We start from the raw sequence: 18,631 nt of genomic DNA, 5'->3' as shown, positions 1-18,631 counted from the left end.
ACGGGACCCCGATGTGTACGTCTGTACGCATCGCCGGTTACGCTCGCGCCATGGCCTATCTGACGCTGGCCGGGGCGATCCTCTCGGAGATCCTGGCGACCACCGCGATGAAGTACAGCGACGGCTTCAGCCGGCTGTGGCCCTCGCTCGCCACCCTGGCCGGCTACCTCGTGGCCTTCACGCTGCTCGCCCGGACCCTGCGGACGATGAGCGTCGGCACCGCGTACGCGATCTGGGCCGGGGCCGGTACGGCGGTGATCGCGGCGATCGGCATGGTCTTCCTCGGCGAGAGCACGAGTCCGCTGAAGATCCTCGGGGTGCTGCTGGTCATCGCGGGGGTCGTGGTGCTCCACATGGGCGGTGCGCACTGATGGCCCGGCGGCACGACCCCGAGCGGCGGCAGCGGATCATCGACGCGGCGATCGGCGTGGTCGCGGGCCGGGGCATCGCCGGGCTCAGCCACCGCGCGGTCGCCGCGGCCGCCGATGTGCCGCTCGGCTCGACGACGTATCACTTCGCCACCCTCGACGATCTCCTCGTCGCCGCGTTGGAGCAGGTCAACGCCGGCTGGCTGGCGGACTTCGGCCGCTGGGCGGACGGGCTGGAGGGCGACGTTCCGGCCGCCGACGACGTGCTGCGGCTGGTCGCCGACACGCTCGCCGGGGACCGGACCCGGGTGACGCTGGAGTACGAGCTGTATCTCGCGGCGCTGCGCCACCCCCGGCTGCGGCCGCTGGCCGCCGACTGCCTCGACGCGATGGCCCGTCTGCTGGCCCGGCGCACCGGCGATCTGCCCACCGCCCGTGCCCTGGTGGCCTTCGCCGACGGGCTGATGCTCCAGCACCTGCTGACCGGCCGCCCCTTCGAACCGGAGGCGCTGCGGGAGGGGTTGACGGCGGCGCTGGTCTGAGGGCGGGGCCGTGCGCTGCGGGTGGCCGGGTGCGGCTGCGGCCCGCGGACCGGCCGGGCGCCGGCCCCGCGCCGGGCCGCTCCCGGGGCGCCGGGCCGGGCGGGCTCCCGCTGCCGGGCCCGAGCGATGAGACCGGTTCGCCTCGGCGGGGGCCCTCCGGTTAGGTTTTCGGCATGACCGATGCTGCTACCTCCCGTACGACCGGCGCCGTCGCCGCCGGGCTCGCCACCGTCACGCCCGACGGCACCGTCCTCGACACCTGGTTCCCCGCGCCTGCCCTGGACGCCGCGCCCGGCCCGGCCGGTACCGAGCGGCTGACCGCCGAGCAGGCGGCCGAACTGCTGGGCGAGGCCGCGCCGCAGGCCGTCGGGCCGGACCCGGTCCGCGGTGTCGAGGTCGTGGCCGTCCGCACGGTCATCGCCTCGCTCGACGACAAGCCGCTCGACGCGCACGACGTCTACCTGCGCCTGCACCTGCTCAGCCACCGGCTCGTCAAGCCGCACGGCCTGAGCCTGGAGGGCCAGTTCGGACTGCTGGCGAACGTCGCCTGGACCTCGCTCGGCCCGGTCGCCGTCGACCGGGTGGAGACGGTCCGCCTCAACGCCCGCGCCGCCGGCAAGCACCTCCAGGTCACCAGCGTCGACAAGTTCCCGCGGATGACCGACTACGTCGCGCCCGCCGGGGTGCGGATCGCCGACGCCGACCGGGTGCGCCTGGGCGCCCACCTCGCGGCCGGCACCACCGTCATGCACGAGGGCTTCGTCAACTTCAACGCCGGTACGCTCGGCACCTCCATGGTCGAGGGCCGCATCAGCGCGGGCGTCGTCATCGGCGACGGCTCCGACATCGGCGGCGGCGCCTCCACGATGGGCACCCTCTCCGGCGGCGGCAAGCAGATCATCGCCATCGGCGAGCGCTGTCTGCTCGGCGCCGAGTCCGGCATCGGCATCGCCCTCGGCGACGAGTGCGTCGTGGAGGCCGGCCTCTACGTCACCGCCGGGACCCGCGTCACGCTCCCCGACGGCCAGGTCGTCAAGGCCCTGGAGCTGTCAGGCGCCGACAACATCCTCTTCCGCCGCAACTCCACCACCGGAGCCGTCGAGGCCCGCCCGAACAAGGCGACGTGGGGCGGCCTCAACGAGGTGCTGCACAGCCACAACTGACCGGCCCCGGCCGTGTGCTGAGAACGCCCCCGTACCGACCGCGTACGGGGGCGTTCGCGCGTTCGCGCGCAGTTTTCCACAGGCCTACCGGCCGGGCGCGGGCCGAACGTAGGGTTTGCGGTATGCGTGATCTTGCAGCGGGGATGCGGTATCTGGCCAGGGGACAGCGGTGGGTCGCCGGGCACGGGCGGTGGTGGGGGTTCGGGATGATCCCGGCGCTCATCGCCCTGGTGCTCTACGGCGCGGCGCTGACCGTGCTCGCCCTCTTCTCGGGCGACCTCGCGGCCTGGGCCACGCCGTTCGCGGACGGCTGGGGCGCGCCGTGGCAGGGGCTGCTGCGCGGCCTGTTCGTGGCGCTGCTCGTCGCCGGCGGGCTGATGCTCTCCGTGCTGACGTTCACGGCCGTGACGCTGCTGATCGGCGACCCGTTCTACGAGTCCCTGTCGGAGCGGGTCGAGGAGTCCGAGGGGCACTGCCCGGGCGCGCCGGACCGGTCGCTGTGGCGGGAGATCTGGATCGCGCTGTGCGACAGCGTCCATGTGCTGCTGCGCGCGGCGCCGTTCGGCATCGCGGTGTTCGCGCTGGGCTTCCTGCCGTTCGTCGGGCAGACCGTCGTCCCGGCCGTCGGGTTCTGCGTCTCCGGATTCTTCCTCGCCGTGGAGCTGACGTCGGTGGCGATGCAGCGCCGCGACATACCGGTGCGGGAGCGGCTGCGGCTGCTCGGCGGCCGCAAGGCGCTCGCCGTCGGCTTCGGCACGCCCGTCGTCCTGCTGTTCCTCATACCCTTCGCCGCGGTCTTCCTGATGCCGGGCGCGGTGGCCGGGGCGACGCTGCTGGTACGCGATCTGGTGCCCGAGGAGGGTGCGCCGGGCGCGGCGGACGGACCGGTCGCCGAGGTGCCGGTCGCCGCCGGGCCGGTGGGCGCGGGCGCGCCGCCGGCGGCCGGAGCGCCCGGCCCGGGCGGCGGGTTCGGGCCGCCGCCCGCGCCGTTCACGCCGGGCCCGGGAGCCTGACGGAGCCCGGGCCGGGGCGGCTCAGGGGCGGATCCGCAGCGCCTGCGGGTCGTGGTCGCTGGCCTGGTCGGCGTACTCCGCGTTGAGGTGCACCACGTCGTAGTCGGCGTCGCTCAGCCCCGGGCTGGTGAGCATGTGGTCGAGGACCTGGGAGTTGCCGGCGTAGACGTAGCCGTACCGCTGCGCGCGAGGCAGGCGGTTGACCTGGTCGGTGAGGACGCCGCCCGCGGTGAGGGTCTTCAGGGCGGGGGAGAACTGGTAGTCGTTGAGGTCACCGGCGACCACCACCTCGGCCTCGGCGTCCTTGGCCAGCAGGTCCTTGACGAAGCCGTTCACCAGAGCGGCCTGGGCGGTGCGTTGCTTCTCGGAGCCGCGGGCGGGCTGCTGGAAGCGGCTGTCGAGGCCCTGGTCGCCGCCCTTGGAGTTGAAGTGGTTGGCGACGACGAAGAACCGGCGCTCCGGCCGGCCCTTGACGGCGAACTGCCCCACCAGCGGCTTACGGCTGTCCTGCCACGCCGGGTCGGCCGGCGCGATCCGCCCGGGGGAGGCGGAGAGCGTCGCCCCGCCGTGGTCGGCGCGGGGCTCGACGGGCGTGGTGGCGTCGCCGCCCGGGATGTCGGTGAAGTCCACCGTCGCGGGGTTGTAGAGGAACGCGACGCGGATGTTGCCGCCGGGCTGCCCGCCGTCCTTGTCGTTCTCCGGGTCGATCTGCCGCCACTCGTAGGCGGGGCCGCCCGCCGCCCGGATGGCGTCGGTCAGCTTCTGCAAGGTGGCGTCCGCGGCGACCGTGCCGTCGTCGGTGGGCCCGTTGTCGTCCTGGACCTCCTCCAGGGCGACCACGTCGGGCGCGGCGAGGTTCTTGACCAGCCCCTTCGCCAGCCGGTCGAACTTCGCCTGCGGGGTGGCGGGGGAGAGGTTCTCGACGTTGTACGTCGCGACGGACACCTCGCCCGGGCGGGAGGCGCGGGTGGTCTCGGGCGCGGGGGCGTCGCCGGCGACCTTCCCCAGCGCCGTGGCCTGGAGGGTGTAGCCGCCGAAGTTGTCGTAGTCCAGCGGGCCCTCGGTGGTGCCGCCGAGGGTGGTGCCGACGTCGGCCACCGGGAAGGGGTGGGTGTCGAGCGGCAGCAGCGAACCGATCTTGATCCGGGCCGGGTTGGGGTCGGCGTACGAGCCGTAGAGGACGCCGCCGCGGGCGGTGCGGGAGTGCTTCGGGTCGGCGGTCACCCACAGTTCGTGGTGAGCGTTGGTCGGGCCGACGACGGGCGCGTCGGCGACCGAGACCCGCATGCCCTCCAGCGACTCGTACAGGTCCAGGGCATAGGAGCGGGGGCGCAGTGGCAGTGACTCGATGCTGCCGCCGTCCGCGTCGGGGGCGTAGGCGCCGGGTATCGCGGCGGCGTCCAGGCGGACGGGGGCGGGCAGCGGGCGGCCCGCCGCGGTGACCTGCCAGGTGGCGCCGGTCAGCTCGGTCACGGACTGGAGCCCGGCGTCCTTGCCGCCGGGGTAGTACTCCTCGACCGTGCCGTCGAGGGTGACCGCGTCACCGACGGTGACCTGCGGTGTCGTCTTCCCGGTGAAGACGAAGAGCGCCTCGCTGGTGGCGGGGTCGTCGTCCGGCTGCGGGTCCTGCACCCAGAAGCCGCGGGCCGAGCCGAAGGTGCGCAGCGCGGTGACGACGCCGGGCACACCGGAGACCTGCTTGCCGGCGAGCGGGGAGAGGCGGGTGGTGCCCTGGATGTCGTGGATGCGGGTACCGGCGGCGTGGGCGGTCTGCGGGAGCACCACCAACCCGGCGGCGAGGGCGGCGGCCACCGCGGCGGCGACGGTGACCGGTCTGCGGAGCGGGCGGCGGTACGGCGAGGACGGCATGGTGGCGCCTCCGGAGGGGGGAGAGGGCGGGTGCGGAGTGGGGGGTGAGGCGCGTGATCCGCGCCTTCTACGCGCGTCAATCTCTTGTGTGCCCAGGGGAGTTGTCAAGGTGTTCCGGGTGACCGGGAGGGGGCCGCGGGGTGAACCGTCCGGCATGCGGGGAATTCCGTCTACGCTGGGGCGCGCACGAGCCGAAGTCCTCCGAGGAGCTGAGCCCCAGATGTCCGCAGACCGCCCGACCCTGCCGCCGGTGCGGCTGCACTCCGATGCGGAACTGGCCCGCGATGCGCTGAGCGCCCCCCTGATGGCGCGGGCGGCGCGGCTCGCCCGCTGGGCCGAGCGCGGCGTCCCCGTCGGCGTCGGCGGCGAGATCCTTCAGGAGTCGCTGGGCGCCGCCACCGAGCACCTCGGGCTCACCGCCGACGAGGACGGCCCCGGGCTCACCGCCGAGGCGTGGCAGCTCGCCGTCGACACCGGTCTCGTCGAGGTCGAGGAGAGCGAGGAGACCGGCGAGGAGGACGACGCGGCGGACGGCGCTGCCGTCGGCCTGGCCAAGCCCGGTGAGGAGCTGGCGCAGCTCACCGGCGGCAGCCCGCAGGACGTCCTCGACATCTGGCTCGCCGGCATGGAGACGGTCCTCGCCGACGCGGTCGCCCCGGACCTCGCCGACCTCGCCGATCAGCTCGCCGACGGCGGCGAGCTGGACCTCGACGCCCTCGACTGGAACCCGGAGGAGGAGGCCGAACTCCTCGACGGCATCCTCGGCAACCTCTACCTGCTGACCGCGCTTGGCGACGAGCCCGGCCAGAGCGTGCCGCTGCCCGCGCTCGCCGCCTCCATGATCGTCCCCGATGACATGGACGAGCCGACCGACGACATCCTCGAAGAGGTCTCCGAGGCGATGATGCGCCTGGACGACCAGTTCCGGGTGCTGGAGCCCATCGGCCTGGTGGCGTACCAGCCGGTCGACGAGGCGCTCATCGAGGAGCTGGACGACGCGGGCGACACGGTCCGCGCCGCCGAGCCGCTGACCGACGAGGACGTCACCCGTTACGGCATGGTCCGGCTGACCCCGCTCGGCGTCTACGCGGTCCGCGCCCGGATGCAGGAGGCGGGCGTGTACGCCCCGGCCGTCGGCGATCTGCGGGACGCCGCCGCCGGAACGCTGCTGGACGCGCTGCCCGACTACCCCGACGACCTGGCGCGGGAGGAGTCCGAGCAGTGGCTCGCGCCCCGGACGCCGTCGGCCGGCGCGCAGGAGCTGCTGGCGGCGGCGCGCGGTGACGACGAGCGCGCCCCGCTGCGTCGGCTCGCCGCGCAGCAGACGCTGGCGCTGGTCGGCGCGGAGGCGGAGCCGGCGCTCCGGGAGGTGCTGGACGACCGGCAGCTGGGCGGGCTGGCCCGGGTCTGGCTGGCCGAGCGGGGGTTCGCCGACATCCCCGAGCCGTCCCAGGACATGATCTTCTGGCTGACCGTCGACACCATCGCCGCCCAGCTGGGCACGGCGGAGGAGGACACCGAGGAGCTGCGCGACCTGGTCGTGGGGCTGACGGGGCAGCACAGCGGCTTCTTCGACGCGGTCTGGCGGGTGGACCACCCGGCGACCGCCGACGTCCTGGAGGCGATGGGCCGGCTGCACCCCGACCGGAAGGCCGCCAAGGAGGCCCGCAAGGCCGCCTACAAGGCACGTTCGCGCGCGGGGAACTGACGCACGGCGGCACCCGGCACGGCGGGCGGCGCGGGCACCGGGGTGCCGGCGCCGCCCGCCGGCGTGTCGGGCGGAAGGCCGCGTGCCGGCGGACCGGGAGACCCGCGGCGGGCGTGCCCCGGGCGAAGCCACGGCAGGCAGTCCCCGGGCCTCGCGACGGGGCTGAGCCGGGCGAGTCTCCGGCGCCTCGCGGTGCGCCGTGCCGTGCGGTGCCGGGCCGGGCGCTGCGTGCGGACCGGTCGGCGTGCGGACCGATCGGTGGGTGGACCGGTCAGCGTGTGGACCGGTCGCCACGCGGCCCGGTCGGTGGGCGGCGGGCGCGGGCCGGAGGCACCCTGGACGTAGGGGCGTCCGCAAATTCCGGCCGGCGCGCCGGCGAACGACGGGACTTCACGGACACCCCTCGGAGCCACGACCGGTCGCCCCGGGGCCCACGCCGGGCCGCCCGGGCCTCGCGGCCTGCGATGCCGGGCGCTCCTCCTGGCTCGCGGCGCGCGGAGCCGCCCCGACCGGGCCCCGGCCCACCCGGCCGGGCCCGCCCCACCCGGCCGGGCTCCCCGCGCCGGCCGCCGACCGCACGCGCCGATGTCCGGCTCCCGGCCCGTCGGGCTGCGTTCAACTGGTGTTCGCGGGCGGGCGGGAACGTGTGGCCGGTAGCCGTACGGGACCGAATCCGGCCGTCCAGGAGATGACCATGCCGCTGACCCGGAGAGACTTCGCCAAGCGTTCCGCCGCCACCGGTGCCGGGGTCGCCCTGGCCGGGAGCGCGGGGGTGCTGGCCACCGCACCGGGGGCGGTCGCCGCCGCGGCCGCCGGGCCCGCCACCGGCGCCGCCGAGCAGGGGCCGGGCTACGGCCCGCTCCTCCCCGACCCGGACGGCATCCTCGCGCTGCCCGCCGGGTTCTCGTACCGCATCGTCACCCGCACCGGCGTCACCACGCTCGACAGCGGTGAGCCCACGCCCTCGAACCACGACGGCACCGGCGCCTTCGCGGGGCCGCGCGCCACCACGCTGCTGGTCAACAACCACGAGCTGAAGGGCCCGCGCGCCGACTGGCCGCACCCGGTGCCGCTCGCCGAGGGGCTGGTCTACGATCCGGCGGCGGCCGGGGGTTGCACGGTCGTGGAGGTGGCGAAGGACGGTACGCCGGTCGGTGAGCGGGTCGGCATCGCGGGCACGTCCACCAACTGCGCGGGCGGCGTCACCCCGTGGGACACCTGGCTGACCTGCGAGGAGACCGAGGACAAGGCCGGCCGGCGGGGGATGACCCGGGACCACGGCTATGTCTTCGAGGTCGATCCGCACGACCTCGCCGCGGGCCGCGACCCCCGGCCGCTCAAGGCGCTGGGCCGCTTCGCCCACGAAGCCGTCGTCGTCGACCCGCGCCGCGGCCACCTCTACCTCACCGAGGACGCCGACACCCCCAACGGCCTGCTGTACCGCTGGACGCCGCCGTCCGGCTTCCGGCACGGCCGCGGCCGTCTGCGGACCCTCGCCGACGACGCGGGGGTGCTCGCCGCGGTCCGCTGCTACGACTCCGGCGGCCGGTTCGTCGACGACCTCTCCCGGGCGACCCGGCCCGGCACGGTCTACGGCGTCGACTGGATCGAGGTCCCCGACCGCGACGCCCGCACGGTCTCGGTGCGCAAGCAGTTCGACGACGGGGAGATCACCCGCGCCCGGAAGCTGGAGGGCATGTGGTGGGCGGACGGCGGTGCGTACGTCGTCTCCTCGTACGCCCGTGAGGAGAGCCCCGTGCGCCACGACGGGCAGGTGTGGTTCCTCGATCCGGGGCGCCGGACGCTCACCCTCAAGCTGCGGTTCGGCGTCAACCCCGACCCGGAGCACGGCGGTGCGTTCGACGGGCCCGACAACATCAGCGTCTCGCCGCACGGCGGGCTGATCATCGCCGAGGACGGCGAGGGCGTCCAGCATCTCTTCGGCGCCACCGACGACGGCCGGACCTACCCGATCGCCCGCAACGAGCTGAACATCGGCACCGCGGAGGAGCCGGAGTACAGCGAGTTCACCGGCCCGGTCTTCTCGCCGGACGGGCGCACCCTCTTCGTCAACATTCAGGAACCCGGCCTGATGGTTGCCGTCACCGGCCCCTGGCGCCGCCAGGACCGCCCCGGCCACCGGCGGTGACCACGGGGTGACCACCGGGCGCGGCGGAATCCTGGGCGCCCGCGGGTGTTGAAGGAGAGATGAGCCCGACGACACGGACGACCCGCTTCTCGGTCCTGGACCGCTCCCGCACCCGGCAGGGGCACCCCGACGCGGCGGCGCTGCGCGACACGGTGGAGCTGGCCCGCCACGCCGAACGCCTCGGCTACCACCGCTTCTGGGTGTCCGAGCACCACGGCGTGCCGGGCGTCGCCGGTTCCGCGCCGACGGTGCTGGCCGCCGCGGTCGCCGGGGCGACGGAGACGATCCGGGTCGGCACGGGCGGCGTGATGCTCCCCAACCACCGGCCGATGGTGGTCGCCGAGCAGTTCGGGGTGCTGGAGGCGCTGTTCCCCGGCCGGATCGACATGGGTCTGGGCAGGTCGCTCGGGTTCACCGACGGCATCCGCCGCGCCCTGGGCGCCGACAAGGCGGCCGGGGCGGACTTCGCGGCGCAACTGGCCGAGCTGATCGGCTACTTCGACGGCACCCAGCGCGCCCATCCGCAGGTCCGGGCCCGCCCCGCCGAGGGGCTGCGCGTCCCCGCGTTCGTCCTGGCGACGGGCGCCGGGGCGCGGGTGGCGGCGGAGGCGGGGCTGGCGCTGGTCATCGGGGAGGTGCGCGGCCGGCGCCGGATGCGGGAGGCGATCGACGGCTATCGCGCGGCGTTCCGGCCGTCGGCGCTGTGGCCGCGGCCGTACGTCGTGGTGGCCGCGACGGTCGCGGTGGCGGCCACGACCGCGGCGGCCCACCGGATGCTGCTGCCGGAGGCGCACGCCATGGCCCATGCGAAGACCCGCGGCGTCTTCCCGCCGCTGCGGCCCGCGGCCGACGCGGAGGCGGCCGCCGCGACGATGGGCGCGCGCGAACGCGGTTATGTCGAGGAGGAGTTGCGGGGCCGGATCCACGGGACGGAGGAGGAGGTCGCCGAGGCGCTGGGGACGCTGATCGAGGAGACCGGGGCGGACGAGGTGCTGGTGAGCACGAGTACGTACGAGCGCGGTGCGCTGCTGGAGTCGTACGCCCGGCTGGCGCGGCTGGTGGGTCTGCCGGAGCGGGTGGCGGCGGGCTGACCGGCCCGGCGGCGGGCGGGCGGGTCAGCCCGCCGCCGGAGCCTGGGCTCAGAGCGCCGCGCCTCCCGGCTTGGTCATCCCGCGGACCGTCCGCGCGTCGACGAACTCGCCCAGCGCCGTCATCTCCCACTCGCCGGAGTACTGCCGGATGAGCTTGGCCATCAGGACGCCGGTGCGGGGCTCGGCCGAGGTGAGGTCGAAGCGGACCAGCTCCTCGCCGGTCCGGTCGTCGGTGAGGCGGCAGTACGCCTTGGCGACGTCGGTGAACTTCTGGCCGGAGAAGGAGTTCACGGTGAAGACCAGGCCGGTGACCTGCGGCGGGATGCCGCCGAGATGGACGGTGATGGTCTCGTCGTCGCCGGAGCCGTCGCCGGTGAGGTTGTCGCCGGAGTGCTGGATGGCGCCGTTGAGGACGGAGAGCTTGCCGAAGAAGCAGTTGTCGATCTTCTTGCGGTCGGGGCCGTAGGCGATGACCGAGGCGTCCAGGTCGATGGACTTGCCGCGGAACGCGGGCTCCCAGCCCAGCCCCATCCGGACCGAGCTGAGCAGCGGGCGGCCGCCCTTGACCAGCGAGACGGTCTCGTTCTTCCGGAGGCTGACCCGGCCCTTGTCCAGATTGATCTTCCCGGCGGTGGGCGGCGGCGGGGGAGTGACGCCCGGCGGCGGGGCCAGCGGGGCGGGGGCGCCGGTCGGCGGCGCCCACTGACCGGCGGGCGGCGCGGGCGGGGCGGGCGGCGCCGCCGGGGGTGCGGGAGCGGCGGCCGGAGCCGCGGGCGCCGCCGGTTCCTCGACGGTGACGCCGAAGTCGGTGGCGATGCCGGCCAGACCGTTGGCGTACCCCTGGCCGACGGCGCGGACCTTCCAGGCGCCGCCCCGGCGGTAGATCTCGACGACGACCAGCGCGGTCTCCGGGCCGAGCCCGGGCGGGGTGAAGGAGGCGAGGACGGCGCCGGTGTCGGCGTCGCGCACGGTGCCGGTCGGCTCCGTGCCGGCGAAGGTGGCGCCGGGGGCGTCCGGGCTCGCGGTGACGACGATCTTCTCGATCTCCGCGGGGATCGCCGTGGTGTCGACGGTGATGGTGTCGCCGCCACCGGGTGCCCCGGCGCCGTGGGTCACCCCGGGGCCGCCGCTGGGCTGGTTGTAGAAGACGAAGTCGTCGTCGGAACGCACCTTGCCTGCGGCGGTGAGCAACAGGCCCGAGACGTCCAGCCGCACGGGGGCGGTGACGTCCACCGCCACCCGCGCGGCGCCGAGCGGGAGATTCGAGCCAGGAGTCATTGCGGTCATGCCAGCAGTAACGAACGGCTCGCCTTTGCGGTTCCATTACCCGGCCCGTCCGGGGGAGGGCCGGCTCCGCGGGCCCCGCCGGAGTCCGTTCCGGCGGGGCGGCAGGTCAGCGGCGCTCGCGGGAGTTGCCGAAGAACAGCCGGTAGAGGATCAGCAGCACGAGGGAGCCGGCGATGGCCGCGACCCAGGTGGACAGGTCGAAGATGTCCTTGGGTATGGGCCGGTCCAGGATCTTGACGGACAGCCAGCCGCCGACGAACGACCCGACGATGCCGGTGAGCGTGGTGCCCACCAGGCCGCCCGGGTCCCGGCCCGGCAGCAGGATCTTGGCGATGACGCCCGCGATCAGCCCCAGGACGATCCAGCTGACGATACCCATGGTGTGTTTCCTCGTTCCTGCGCGCCGTGGCGCCGGTGTGACGTGCGGTTCTTGTTGTCTGACGTGTCGCCCTCAAGGACGCCGTGGAGGGGGCGCGAGTTCCCTCCGCCGGCGGATCGGACGGCGGCCGCCCGACCGTACGCGGATCCGGCTCAGTGCGGCCAGCGCGGCGGGTCGGTGCAGAACGCGCCGCCCAGGTGCGCATGGGCCGCGTCGTCCGGGTCCAGCTCCCCCTCGGCGGCGATCAGCGCCGCCGCGTACGGCTCGGAGTCGTCCTGCGGGCGGTAGCCCAGGGCGCGGGCGGTCGACAGGTCCCACCACAGGCGGGTGTTGGCGGACGAGGCGTAGGCGACGGTGTGGCCGACGTTCTCCGCGGTGAGGGCGGCGTGCAGCAGCCGGGCGCAGTCCGCCGGACTCAGCCAGATCGACAGCATCCGCACGCTGGTCGGCTCCGGGAAGCAGGAGCCGATGCGCAGCGAGACCGTCTCGATGCCGTGCAGGTCGTGGTAGAGGGAGGCGAGGTCCTCGCCGAACCCCTTGGACAGGCCGTAGAAGGTGTCCGGGCGGCGCGGGGTGTCGATCCCGATGGCGGCCGAACCGTCGGGCGGGCGCGGGGTGAAGCCGACGGCGTGGTTGGAGGAGGCGAAGACGACGCGGCGCACGCCCTCCTCGCGGGCCGCCTCGTAGAGCTGGTGGACGCCCTCGATGTTGGCCCGCAGGATCTGGTCGAACGACGCCTCCAGGGAGATCCCGGCGAAGTGGATGACGGCGTCGCTCCCGCGGACCGCCGCGCGCAGCGCCTCGCGGTCGGCGAGCGGTGCGGTGATCGCGTCGGGCGCGCCCGGCACCGGCCGCTCGTCGAAGAGGCGCAGCCGGTAGCCGTACGGGGGCAGCAGCTCGCGCATCAGGGTGCCGAGACCGCCTGCGGCGCCGGTGAGCAGGACGGTGCGGGGTGCGGGCATGGGCGGATCCTCCGGCGGAACGGCGCGGCCCCGGAACGCCGACGCATACGGATGGCGTTCAGAGGTGTGGACACGATCGTCAGCACCGTAGGGAGCGTGATCGGCGGTGGTCAATACGCCGGTGGCGGCCGCGTGTTCGGGGTGCGCGCGGGCCGGTGCGGTCCTCTTGACCGGGCGCCGGGCGCTGCTCTAGCGTGGCGCCGTTCAGAGATATGGACGCTGGTCAGAGACGTGCACGACGGGGTGGCCGGTCGCCGCGTCCGCGACCGGATCCGCAGTCCGCCGGCGCCGCGGGAGCCCTCGCGCCGCGGTACGCCCCGCACGCCAGGGAGAGCCCGTGACCTCAGCCTCGCCGCTCGCCGACCGCCTCGACGGAGTGCTGTTCTTCCCCGTGACCACCTACGCGCCCGACGGCGAGGTGGATCTGGACGCCTACCGCGCCCATGTCCGGCGCGGCGTCGAGGCCGGGGCGGGCGCCGTCTTCGCCTGCTGCGGCACCGGGGAGTTCCACGCCCTGACGCCCGAGGAGTTCACGGCGTGCGTCGGCGCGGCAGTCGAGGAGACCGCGGGGCGGGTGCCGGTGCTCGCCGCGGCGGGCTACGGCACGGCGCTCGCCGTCCGCTTCGCCCGCCTCGCCCGCGAGTGCGGCGCCGACGGACTGCTCGCCATGCCGCCCTACCTCGTCAACGCGGGTCAGCAGGGGCTGCTGCGCCACTACCGGGCGCTGGCCGCCGCCACCGAGCTGCCGGTCATCGTCTACCAGCGGGACAACGCCGTCTTCACCCCGGAGACCGTCGTCGCGCTCGCCCGCACCCCGGGCGTCATCGGCCTCAAGGACGGGCTGGGCGATCTGGACCTGCTCCAGCGCATCATGAGCGCCGTCCGCACCGAGGCCGCCGGCTCCCGCTTCCTCTACTTCAACGGCCTGCCCACCGCCGAACTCACCGGCCCCGCCTACCTGGGCCTGGGCGTGCGCCTGTACTCCTCCGCCGTCTTCGCCTTCGCCCCCGAGATCGCCCTCGCCTTCCACCGCGCGCTCACCACCGGCGACCGGGCGACCGTCGACCGCCTGACGGACGGCTTCTACCGCCCCCTCGTCGAGCTGCGCAACCAGGGCCACGGCTACGCGGTCTCGCTCATCAAGGCGGGTGTCGGGCTGCGCGGCCCGGACGCGGGCGAGGTCCGGCCGCCGCTCGCCCCGCCCGACCCCCGGCACGTCGAGGAGCTGCGCGCCCTGCTCGACCACGGGCTCACCCTGCTGCCCGACGGCGGCGGTGACGGCTCGGGCGCCCCGGTGGACGGGGACCGCGCCTGATGCGCGCCGCCGCCTTCCTCTACCCCTGGGACGTGGCCGGCGACCCGGAGGCCGCGCCCCGCCTCGCCGGTCTGGGCATCCGTCAGGCCACCCTGGCATCCGCCTACCACTCCACCCGCGCCCTGACCCCGCGCCACCCGCACCACCGCGTCGTCACCGCCCGCCACTCCGCCGTGCTCTACCCGCCCGACCCGCGGCGCTGGGCCGGCCGGGCGCTGCGCCCCGCCGTCCAGGACTGGATGCCGGGCCCCGACCCGTACGGGGAGGCCGCGGCGGCGCTGGCGGACGCCGGGATCGAGGTGCACAGCTGGGTCGTCCTGGCCCACAACTCCCGCCTGGGCGAGGAGCATCCGGACACCTCCGTCCGCAACGCCTACGGCGACCGCTACCCCTGGGCGCCGTGCATCGCCCGTCCGGAGGTCCGCGACCATCTCGTCACCCTCGCCGCCGAGGCCGCCGTACGGCCCGGCGCGCGCGGCACCGAGCTGGAGTCCTGCGGCTGGTACGGCATGGCGCATCTGCACGCCCACGACAAGGTCGGCGGCGTGGCACTGTCCGGGGCCGCGCAGTACCTGATGTCGCTCTGCTTCTGTACGGAGTGCCGCCGCGGCTACGCCGGGCTCGGCCTGGACGCGGAGGAGTTGCGCGGTGCGGTGCGCCGGGCGCTGGAGCCGGTGTGGGCCGGGGCGGCGGCGCCCGCCGCGGCGGACCGGACGGGGGAGTGGGCCGGCGTCGAGGCGCTGCTCGGCGCCGGCCGGGCCGCCGTGGTGCGGGACTGGCGGGCACGGGCGGCCGGGGGGCTGCGGCGCGCCGCCGTCGCCGCCGTCCGGGAGGCCGCCGCCCCCGGCTTCCGGGTGCTGCTCCACGCCGACCCGGCCGCGCACCGCTGCGGCGCCAACGCGGGCACCGACCCCGCCGGGGTGTTCGGGTACGCCGACGGCGTGGTGGTGCCGTGCGGCCCGGACGCGGCTCAGCGGGCCGCTGCGCTGGCGCCGTTCGCCGCGGCGCCGGATGCGGCCGGCGCCGTCCTCGCCGCCAACTTCCCCGTCGTCTCCGGCATGGGCGGCAGCCCCGCCACCCTCGCCGCGGACGCCGCACACGCCGCCGCGCTGGGCGCCGGGGAGCTGCGGCTCTACCACGCGGGCCTGGCGAGCGACCGGGATCTGGCCGCCGTCGGCGCCGCACTGGAGGCGCTGGCCGGGCGCTGACGCAACGGCTGGACCGGGGCGGCTCCCGCGGGCCGCCCCGGCCGTCTGTGGCCCCCCTGGGTGGTGGCTATCCGGTGCCGACGGGCGGGGCGGACATACCGCCGCGCTCCGCGTCCCCGCAGGTCAGCCGGTATATCCCCGGCCGGGCGGCCGGGCCTTGGGGGAAGTCGCCGAGGACGGCGTCCCGTTCCCGGGGCCCGGCCGCGCCGGCGGCGAGGAGCGCGCCGGGGCCGTCCGCGCGGCACACCTCGGCGCTGCCGCGCGGCGGCAGCGCGGCCGGACCGGCCGCGGCGCGCCAGAGGGCGACGGCCGTGCCCGGGCAGCCGGGCGGGACCCCGTCGCGGTACCGGCCCGTCGTTACGGGCCGGTGGGCGGGCAGTGTCCGGAGCGCGTCGCGGGTGTCGTGGCCGGGGCCGGCCGGCGGGCCGGCGGCCTCGGCGGCCGGTATCCGGAAGCGGACCGGCGGGGCGGCGTCCCGGGCCGCGGCGGGCGCCGCCGGGCCGCCGGATCCCTGGGCGGCGGGCGGCCGCTGCGGCGCGGTGGTCCGGGCGCCGACCGCGATCAGCCACCCCCCGGCGCCCACCGCGGCGAGCGCCAGCGCCACCGATCCGTTGCCCGTCCCGCGCCGTCGTCTCCCGGGTGCGGTCCCGGGCGCGCCGGACATCGTCAGACCCGCCCGGCGGCGCGGCGGAGCGGCCCGCGGGCGGCGGGGCGCCCCGGTGCGGCCGTACGGCGCACGGCGTCAAGTGCACGCCCCGGGCCGGCGACGGCCGGGGCGGCGCCTATGTGCGGGCGGCTGGCGTACACGACGAACCTCCGTGAGGTACGGACGCGGCGCCCGTGCGCCGCCGGAACGTCGAGTTCCGTACCTGCTCACTCCGAGATAAACCGCCCGGCGCGTCGCGAGCCTGCTGACGTCTTGTCAGAACGCCCCCGGCCGACCCGCCCACCACCCGCCGCATCCGGAATCTTCGCAGGTCGGACGGTGTGTCAACGGCGTGTCGAGGCCGCCTGGGCGCGCTGCGAAGAACGGGTGAGCCGCCGCGGGGTGCCGACGGCTCGCCCCGCAGGTGGCACGGCGTGGCGCGCCCGGCGGCCGCGCTCAGAGCCGGCGGGTCGCCAGCAGCAGCCGGTCACGGGCGTCGAAGAGGGTGTCCTTGAGCAGCTGCTCGTGATCGGGCGTCAGCCGCGCCACCGGCACCGAGCAGCTGATCGCGTCGCGCGCCGGGGTGCGGTAGGGGATCGCGACGCCGAAGCACCGCAGCCCCAGCGTGTTCTCCTCGCGATCGACCGCGTACCCCTGCTCGCGCACCGTGTGCAGCTCCTCGATCAGCTGCTCGCGGTCGGTGATCGTGTGCTCGGTCAGCGCCGCCAGCTTCGCCGGGAGCAGCTCGCGCACCTGCTCGTCCGAGTGGGTGGCCAGCAGCGCCTTGCCCAGCGAGGTGGAGTGCGCGGGCAGCCGCCGCCCCACCCGGGTGAAGGGCCGCAGATAGTGCTGCGACTGACGGGTCGCGAGGTAGACGACGTTGACGCCGTCCAGCCGCGCGAGGTGGATGGTCTCGGTGGTGTCGTCCGAGAGCCGGTCCAGCGTCGGCCGCGCCGCCGCGACCACGTCGTCGCCGTCGATGTACGACGTGCCGACGAGCAGCGCGCGGACCCCGATGCCGTACCGCGTACCGGTCGCGTCCGTCTCCACCCAGCCCAGCTCGACGAGGGTGCGCAGCAGCATGTAGAGACTGGACTTGGGATAGCCGACGGCTTCCTGGACGGAGGCGAGGGAGTGCATACCGGGGCGGCCCGCGAAGTACTCCAGCAGCTCCACCGTCCGTACCGCGGACTTGACCTGCGCTCCACCCGTCTCCGCAGCTGACATCGCCCTTGACCCCTCAGTTCGGCCCGCCCTAGAGTCCCAGGGATTCAACATCCGGGACGCTGTTCACCATATCGAACGGTGTCCGGCCTGCGGCAAGAGCGCGCTCGGGAGGAATACGTGGTGGCCACAGCGGCGGCAGCACCAGTCTGGAGTGTCGACCCCCGAACCGGGAAGCGGCGCGAACAGGTCGCGGTGGAGGCCACCGCGGCCGAGGTGGACGCGGCGGTCCGCGCCGCCCACACCGCCCGCCCGGCCCTCGCCGACCGCACCGCCCGCGCCGCCCTGCTGCGCCGCGCCGCCGATCTGCTGGACGCCACCGGCGCCCGCGTCATCGAGGCCGCCGACGCCGAGACCGCGCTCGGCCCCGGCCGCCTGACCGGCGAACTGGCCCGCACCACCCACCAGTTGCGGGCCTGCGCCGACGCCGTCGACGAGGGAGCCTTCCTCGACGTACGGATCGACCACGCCGACCCGTCGCTCACCCCGCCCCGCCCCGACCTGCGCCGCCACAAGATCCCGCTGGGGCCCGTCGCCGTCTACGCGGCCAGCAACTTCCCGCTCGCCTTCTCGGTGCCCGGCGGCGACACCGCCAGCGCCCTGGCCGCCGGCTGCCCCGTCGTCGTCAAGGCCCACCCCGACCACCCGGCCACCTCCGAACTGGTCGCCGCCCTGCTGCGCCGCGCCGCCGCCGACACCGGGCTGCCCGAGGGCGTCGTCGGTCTGGTCCACGGCTTCGGTGCCGGGGTGGAGCTGGTCCGCCATCCGCTGATCGCCGCCGCCGGCTTCACCGGCTCGGTCCGCGGCGGCCGCGCCCTCTTCGACGCGGCGGCCGCCCGCCCGCACCCCATCCCCTTCCACGGCGAGCTGGGCAGCCTCAACCCCGTCGTCGTCACCGAGGCCGCGGCCGCCGAACGCGCCGAGGAGATCGGCGCCGGGCTCGCCGCGTCGATGACGCTCGGCACCGGCCAGTTCTGCGTCAAGCCCGGCCTCGTCCTCGTCCCCGAGGGACCGGCCGGCGACCGGCTGCTGACCGCGCTCACCGCCGCCGTCAGCGACACCGAGGCGGGCGTCCTCCTCGACCACCGGATGCGCGACGCGTTCGTCGACGGCGTCCGCGCCCGCGCCCAGCTCCCCGGCGTCCAGGCGCCGGTGACGCCCGGCGCGGGCGGCGAACACACCGTCGCCGCCGGCTTCCTGACCCTGCCCGCCGCCCGCCTCCTCGACGACCCGGACGGCTACGCCCTGCTGCTGGAGGAGTGCTTCGGCCCGGTGACCGTCGTCCTGCGCCACGCCGGTGACGACGCGGCCGGCGCGGTCCTCGCCCACCTGCCCGGCAACCTCACCGCCACCCTCCACCTCTCCGCCGGGGAGAGCGCCGGAGCGGACCCGGCGGGCCGCGGCGCCCGCCTGCTCGCCGAGGCCACCGCGCTCGCCGGACGCGTCGTCGTCAACGGCTGGCCCACCGGCGTCGCGGTCGCCCCCGCCCAGCACCACGGCGGCCCCTACCCGGCCACCACCTCCACCGCCACCTCGGTCGGCGCCACCGCGATCGAACGCTGGCTGCGCCCGGTCGCCTACCAGGACACCCCGCCCGCGCTCCTCCCGCCCGAACTGCGCGAGGAGAACCCGCTCGGGTTGCCCCGCCGGGTGGACGGACGGCCCGAGACGGGCTGAGGCGGCCTCGTGAGCGTCGGGGACGGGACG

General features: G+C 75.7%; 16 protein-coding genes. 10 read left to right on the top strand and 6 right to left on the bottom strand.

Annotation, left to right across the window (positions count from 1 at the left end; translation table 11 throughout):
• Nucleotides 1-50: 50 nt before the first annotated feature.
• The 4 genes from ABT345_RS00450 to ABT345_RS00435 all read left to right on the top strand — a co-directional run bounded on the left by ABT345_RS00450 (nucleotide 51) and on the right by ABT345_RS00435 (nucleotide 3,086).
• Nucleotides 51-371, top strand: coding sequence for a DMT family transporter (locus ABT345_RS00450; RefSeq protein ID WP_345082826.1), 321 nt, complete (start codon nucleotides 51-53; stop codon nucleotides 369-371).
• A complete protein-coding gene (locus ABT345_RS00445) occupies nucleotides 371-910 on the top strand; it encodes a TetR/AcrR family transcriptional regulator (RefSeq protein ID WP_345082823.1) in 540 nt (179 codons plus the stop codon). Before ABT345_RS00450 ends, ABT345_RS00445 begins: the two co-directional genes overlap by 1 nt.
• A gap of 173 nt (nucleotides 911-1,083) precedes the next feature.
• The gene (dapD, locus tag ABT345_RS00440) at nucleotides 1,084-2,073 is read left to right on the top strand and encodes a 2,3,4,5-tetrahydropyridine-2,6-dicarboxylate N-succinyltransferase (RefSeq protein WP_345082820.1); all 990 of its coding nucleotides are present in this window, start codon (nucleotides 1,084-1,086) and stop codon (nucleotides 2,071-2,073) included.
• Between the two features lie 122 nt (nucleotides 2,074-2,195).
• Complete coding sequence (locus ABT345_RS00435; RefSeq protein WP_345082817.1) at nucleotides 2,196-3,086, top strand: EI24 domain-containing protein; 891 nt, start codon at nucleotides 2,196-2,198, stop codon at nucleotides 3,084-3,086.
• Nucleotides 3,087-3,107: 21 nt separating this feature from the next.
• Here the strand turns inward: ABT345_RS00435 and ABT345_RS00430 are convergent, their stop codons facing one another.
• A complete protein-coding gene (locus tag ABT345_RS00430; protein WP_345082814.1) occupies nucleotides 3,108-4,955 on the bottom strand; it encodes a DUF8508 domain-containing protein in 1,848 nt (615 codons plus the stop codon).
• A gap of 220 nt (nucleotides 4,956-5,175) precedes the next feature.
• Here ABT345_RS00430 and ABT345_RS00425 point away from each other — a divergent pair, with 220 nt between their 5' ends.
• The 3 genes from ABT345_RS00425 to ABT345_RS00415 all read left to right on the top strand — a co-directional run bounded on the left by ABT345_RS00425 (nucleotide 5,176) and on the right by ABT345_RS00415 (nucleotide 9,903).
• Nucleotides 5,176-6,663 carry a hypothetical protein gene (locus ABT345_RS00425; protein WP_345082811.1) on the top strand — a complete coding sequence of 496 codons (1,488 nt, stop codon included), beginning with the start codon at nucleotides 5,176-5,178 and terminating at the stop codon, nucleotides 6,661-6,663.
• A 694-nt stretch (nucleotides 6,664-7,357) separates the two neighbouring features.
• Nucleotides 7,358-8,812 carry an alkaline phosphatase PhoX gene (locus ABT345_RS00420; protein ID WP_345082809.1) on the top strand — a complete coding sequence of 485 codons (1,455 nt, stop codon included), beginning with the start codon at nucleotides 7,358-7,360 and terminating at the stop codon, nucleotides 8,810-8,812.
• A gap of 59 nt (nucleotides 8,813-8,871) precedes the next feature.
• Nucleotides 8,872-9,903 (top strand): MsnO8 family LLM class oxidoreductase, encoded by a 1,032-nt coding sequence (locus ABT345_RS00415; protein ID WP_345082806.1) that lies wholly within the window; start codon nucleotides 8,872-8,874, stop codon nucleotides 9,901-9,903.
• 48 nt (nucleotides 9,904-9,951) lie between these two features.
• On the opposite strand, the gene ABT345_RS00410 is transcribed toward ABT345_RS00415, so the two are convergent.
• The 3 genes from ABT345_RS00410 to ABT345_RS00400 form a co-directional block, all read right to left on the bottom strand.
• Nucleotides 9,952-11,181: a TerD family protein gene (locus ABT345_RS00410; protein WP_345085019.1), complete on the bottom strand. Its 1,230-nt coding sequence runs from the start codon at nucleotides 11,179-11,181 to the stop codon at nucleotides 9,952-9,954.
• 115 nt (nucleotides 11,182-11,296) lie between these two features.
• The gene (locus tag ABT345_RS00405) at nucleotides 11,297-11,569 is read right to left on the bottom strand and encodes a GlsB/YeaQ/YmgE family stress response membrane protein (RefSeq protein ID WP_345082803.1); all 273 of its coding nucleotides are present in this window, start codon (nucleotides 11,567-11,569) and stop codon (nucleotides 11,297-11,299) included.
• 152 nt (nucleotides 11,570-11,721) lie between these two features.
• Nucleotides 11,722-12,531 carry an NAD-dependent epimerase/dehydratase family protein gene (locus ABT345_RS00400; RefSeq protein ID WP_345082800.1) on the bottom strand — a complete coding sequence of 270 codons (810 nt, stop codon included), beginning with the start codon at nucleotides 12,529-12,531 and terminating at the stop codon, nucleotides 11,722-11,724.
• A 337-nt stretch (nucleotides 12,532-12,868) separates the two neighbouring features.
• Between ABT345_RS00400 and ABT345_RS00395 the strand changes: the two genes are divergently transcribed.
• A complete protein-coding gene (locus ABT345_RS00395; RefSeq protein ID WP_345082797.1) occupies nucleotides 12,869-13,846 on the top strand; it encodes a 5-dehydro-4-deoxyglucarate dehydratase in 978 nt (325 codons plus the stop codon).
• Nucleotides 13,846-15,054, top strand: coding sequence for a hypothetical protein (locus tag ABT345_RS00390; protein ID WP_345082794.1), 1,209 nt, complete (start codon nucleotides 13,846-13,848; stop codon nucleotides 15,052-15,054). Before ABT345_RS00395 ends, ABT345_RS00390 begins: the two co-directional genes overlap by 1 nt.
• 67 nt (nucleotides 15,055-15,121) lie before the next feature.
• Here the strand turns inward: ABT345_RS00390 and ABT345_RS00385 are convergent, their stop codons facing one another.
• Together ABT345_RS00385 and ABT345_RS00380 are read right to left on the bottom strand one after the other, a co-directional pair.
• On the bottom strand, nucleotides 15,122-15,658 hold the full coding sequence (locus ABT345_RS00385; protein ID WP_345082791.1) for a hypothetical protein: 537 nt from the start codon (nucleotides 15,656-15,658) through the stop codon (nucleotides 15,122-15,124).
• Between the two features lie 498 nt (nucleotides 15,659-16,156).
• Nucleotides 16,157-16,927, bottom strand: coding sequence for an IclR family transcriptional regulator (locus ABT345_RS00380; RefSeq protein WP_345082788.1), 771 nt, complete (start codon nucleotides 16,925-16,927; stop codon nucleotides 16,157-16,159).
• Nucleotides 16,928-17,047: 120 nt separating this feature from the next.
• Between ABT345_RS00380 and ABT345_RS00375 the strand changes: the two genes are divergently transcribed.
• Nucleotides 17,048-18,601, top strand: coding sequence for an aldehyde dehydrogenase (NADP(+)) (locus ABT345_RS00375; RefSeq protein WP_345082785.1), 1,554 nt, complete (start codon nucleotides 17,048-17,050; stop codon nucleotides 18,599-18,601).
• Nucleotides 18,602-18,631 lie beyond the last annotated feature (30 nt).

Origin of the sequence: Streptomyces sp. NPDC000404, assembly GCF_040300365.1 — a bacterium.
Taxonomy (GTDB): Bacteria; Actinomycetota; Actinomycetes; order Streptomycetales; family Streptomycetaceae; genus Streptomyces; species Streptomyces ramulosus.
Note: the sequence above shows the minus strand (reverse complement) of the source record. Positions and strands in the feature narration are given on the sequence as shown.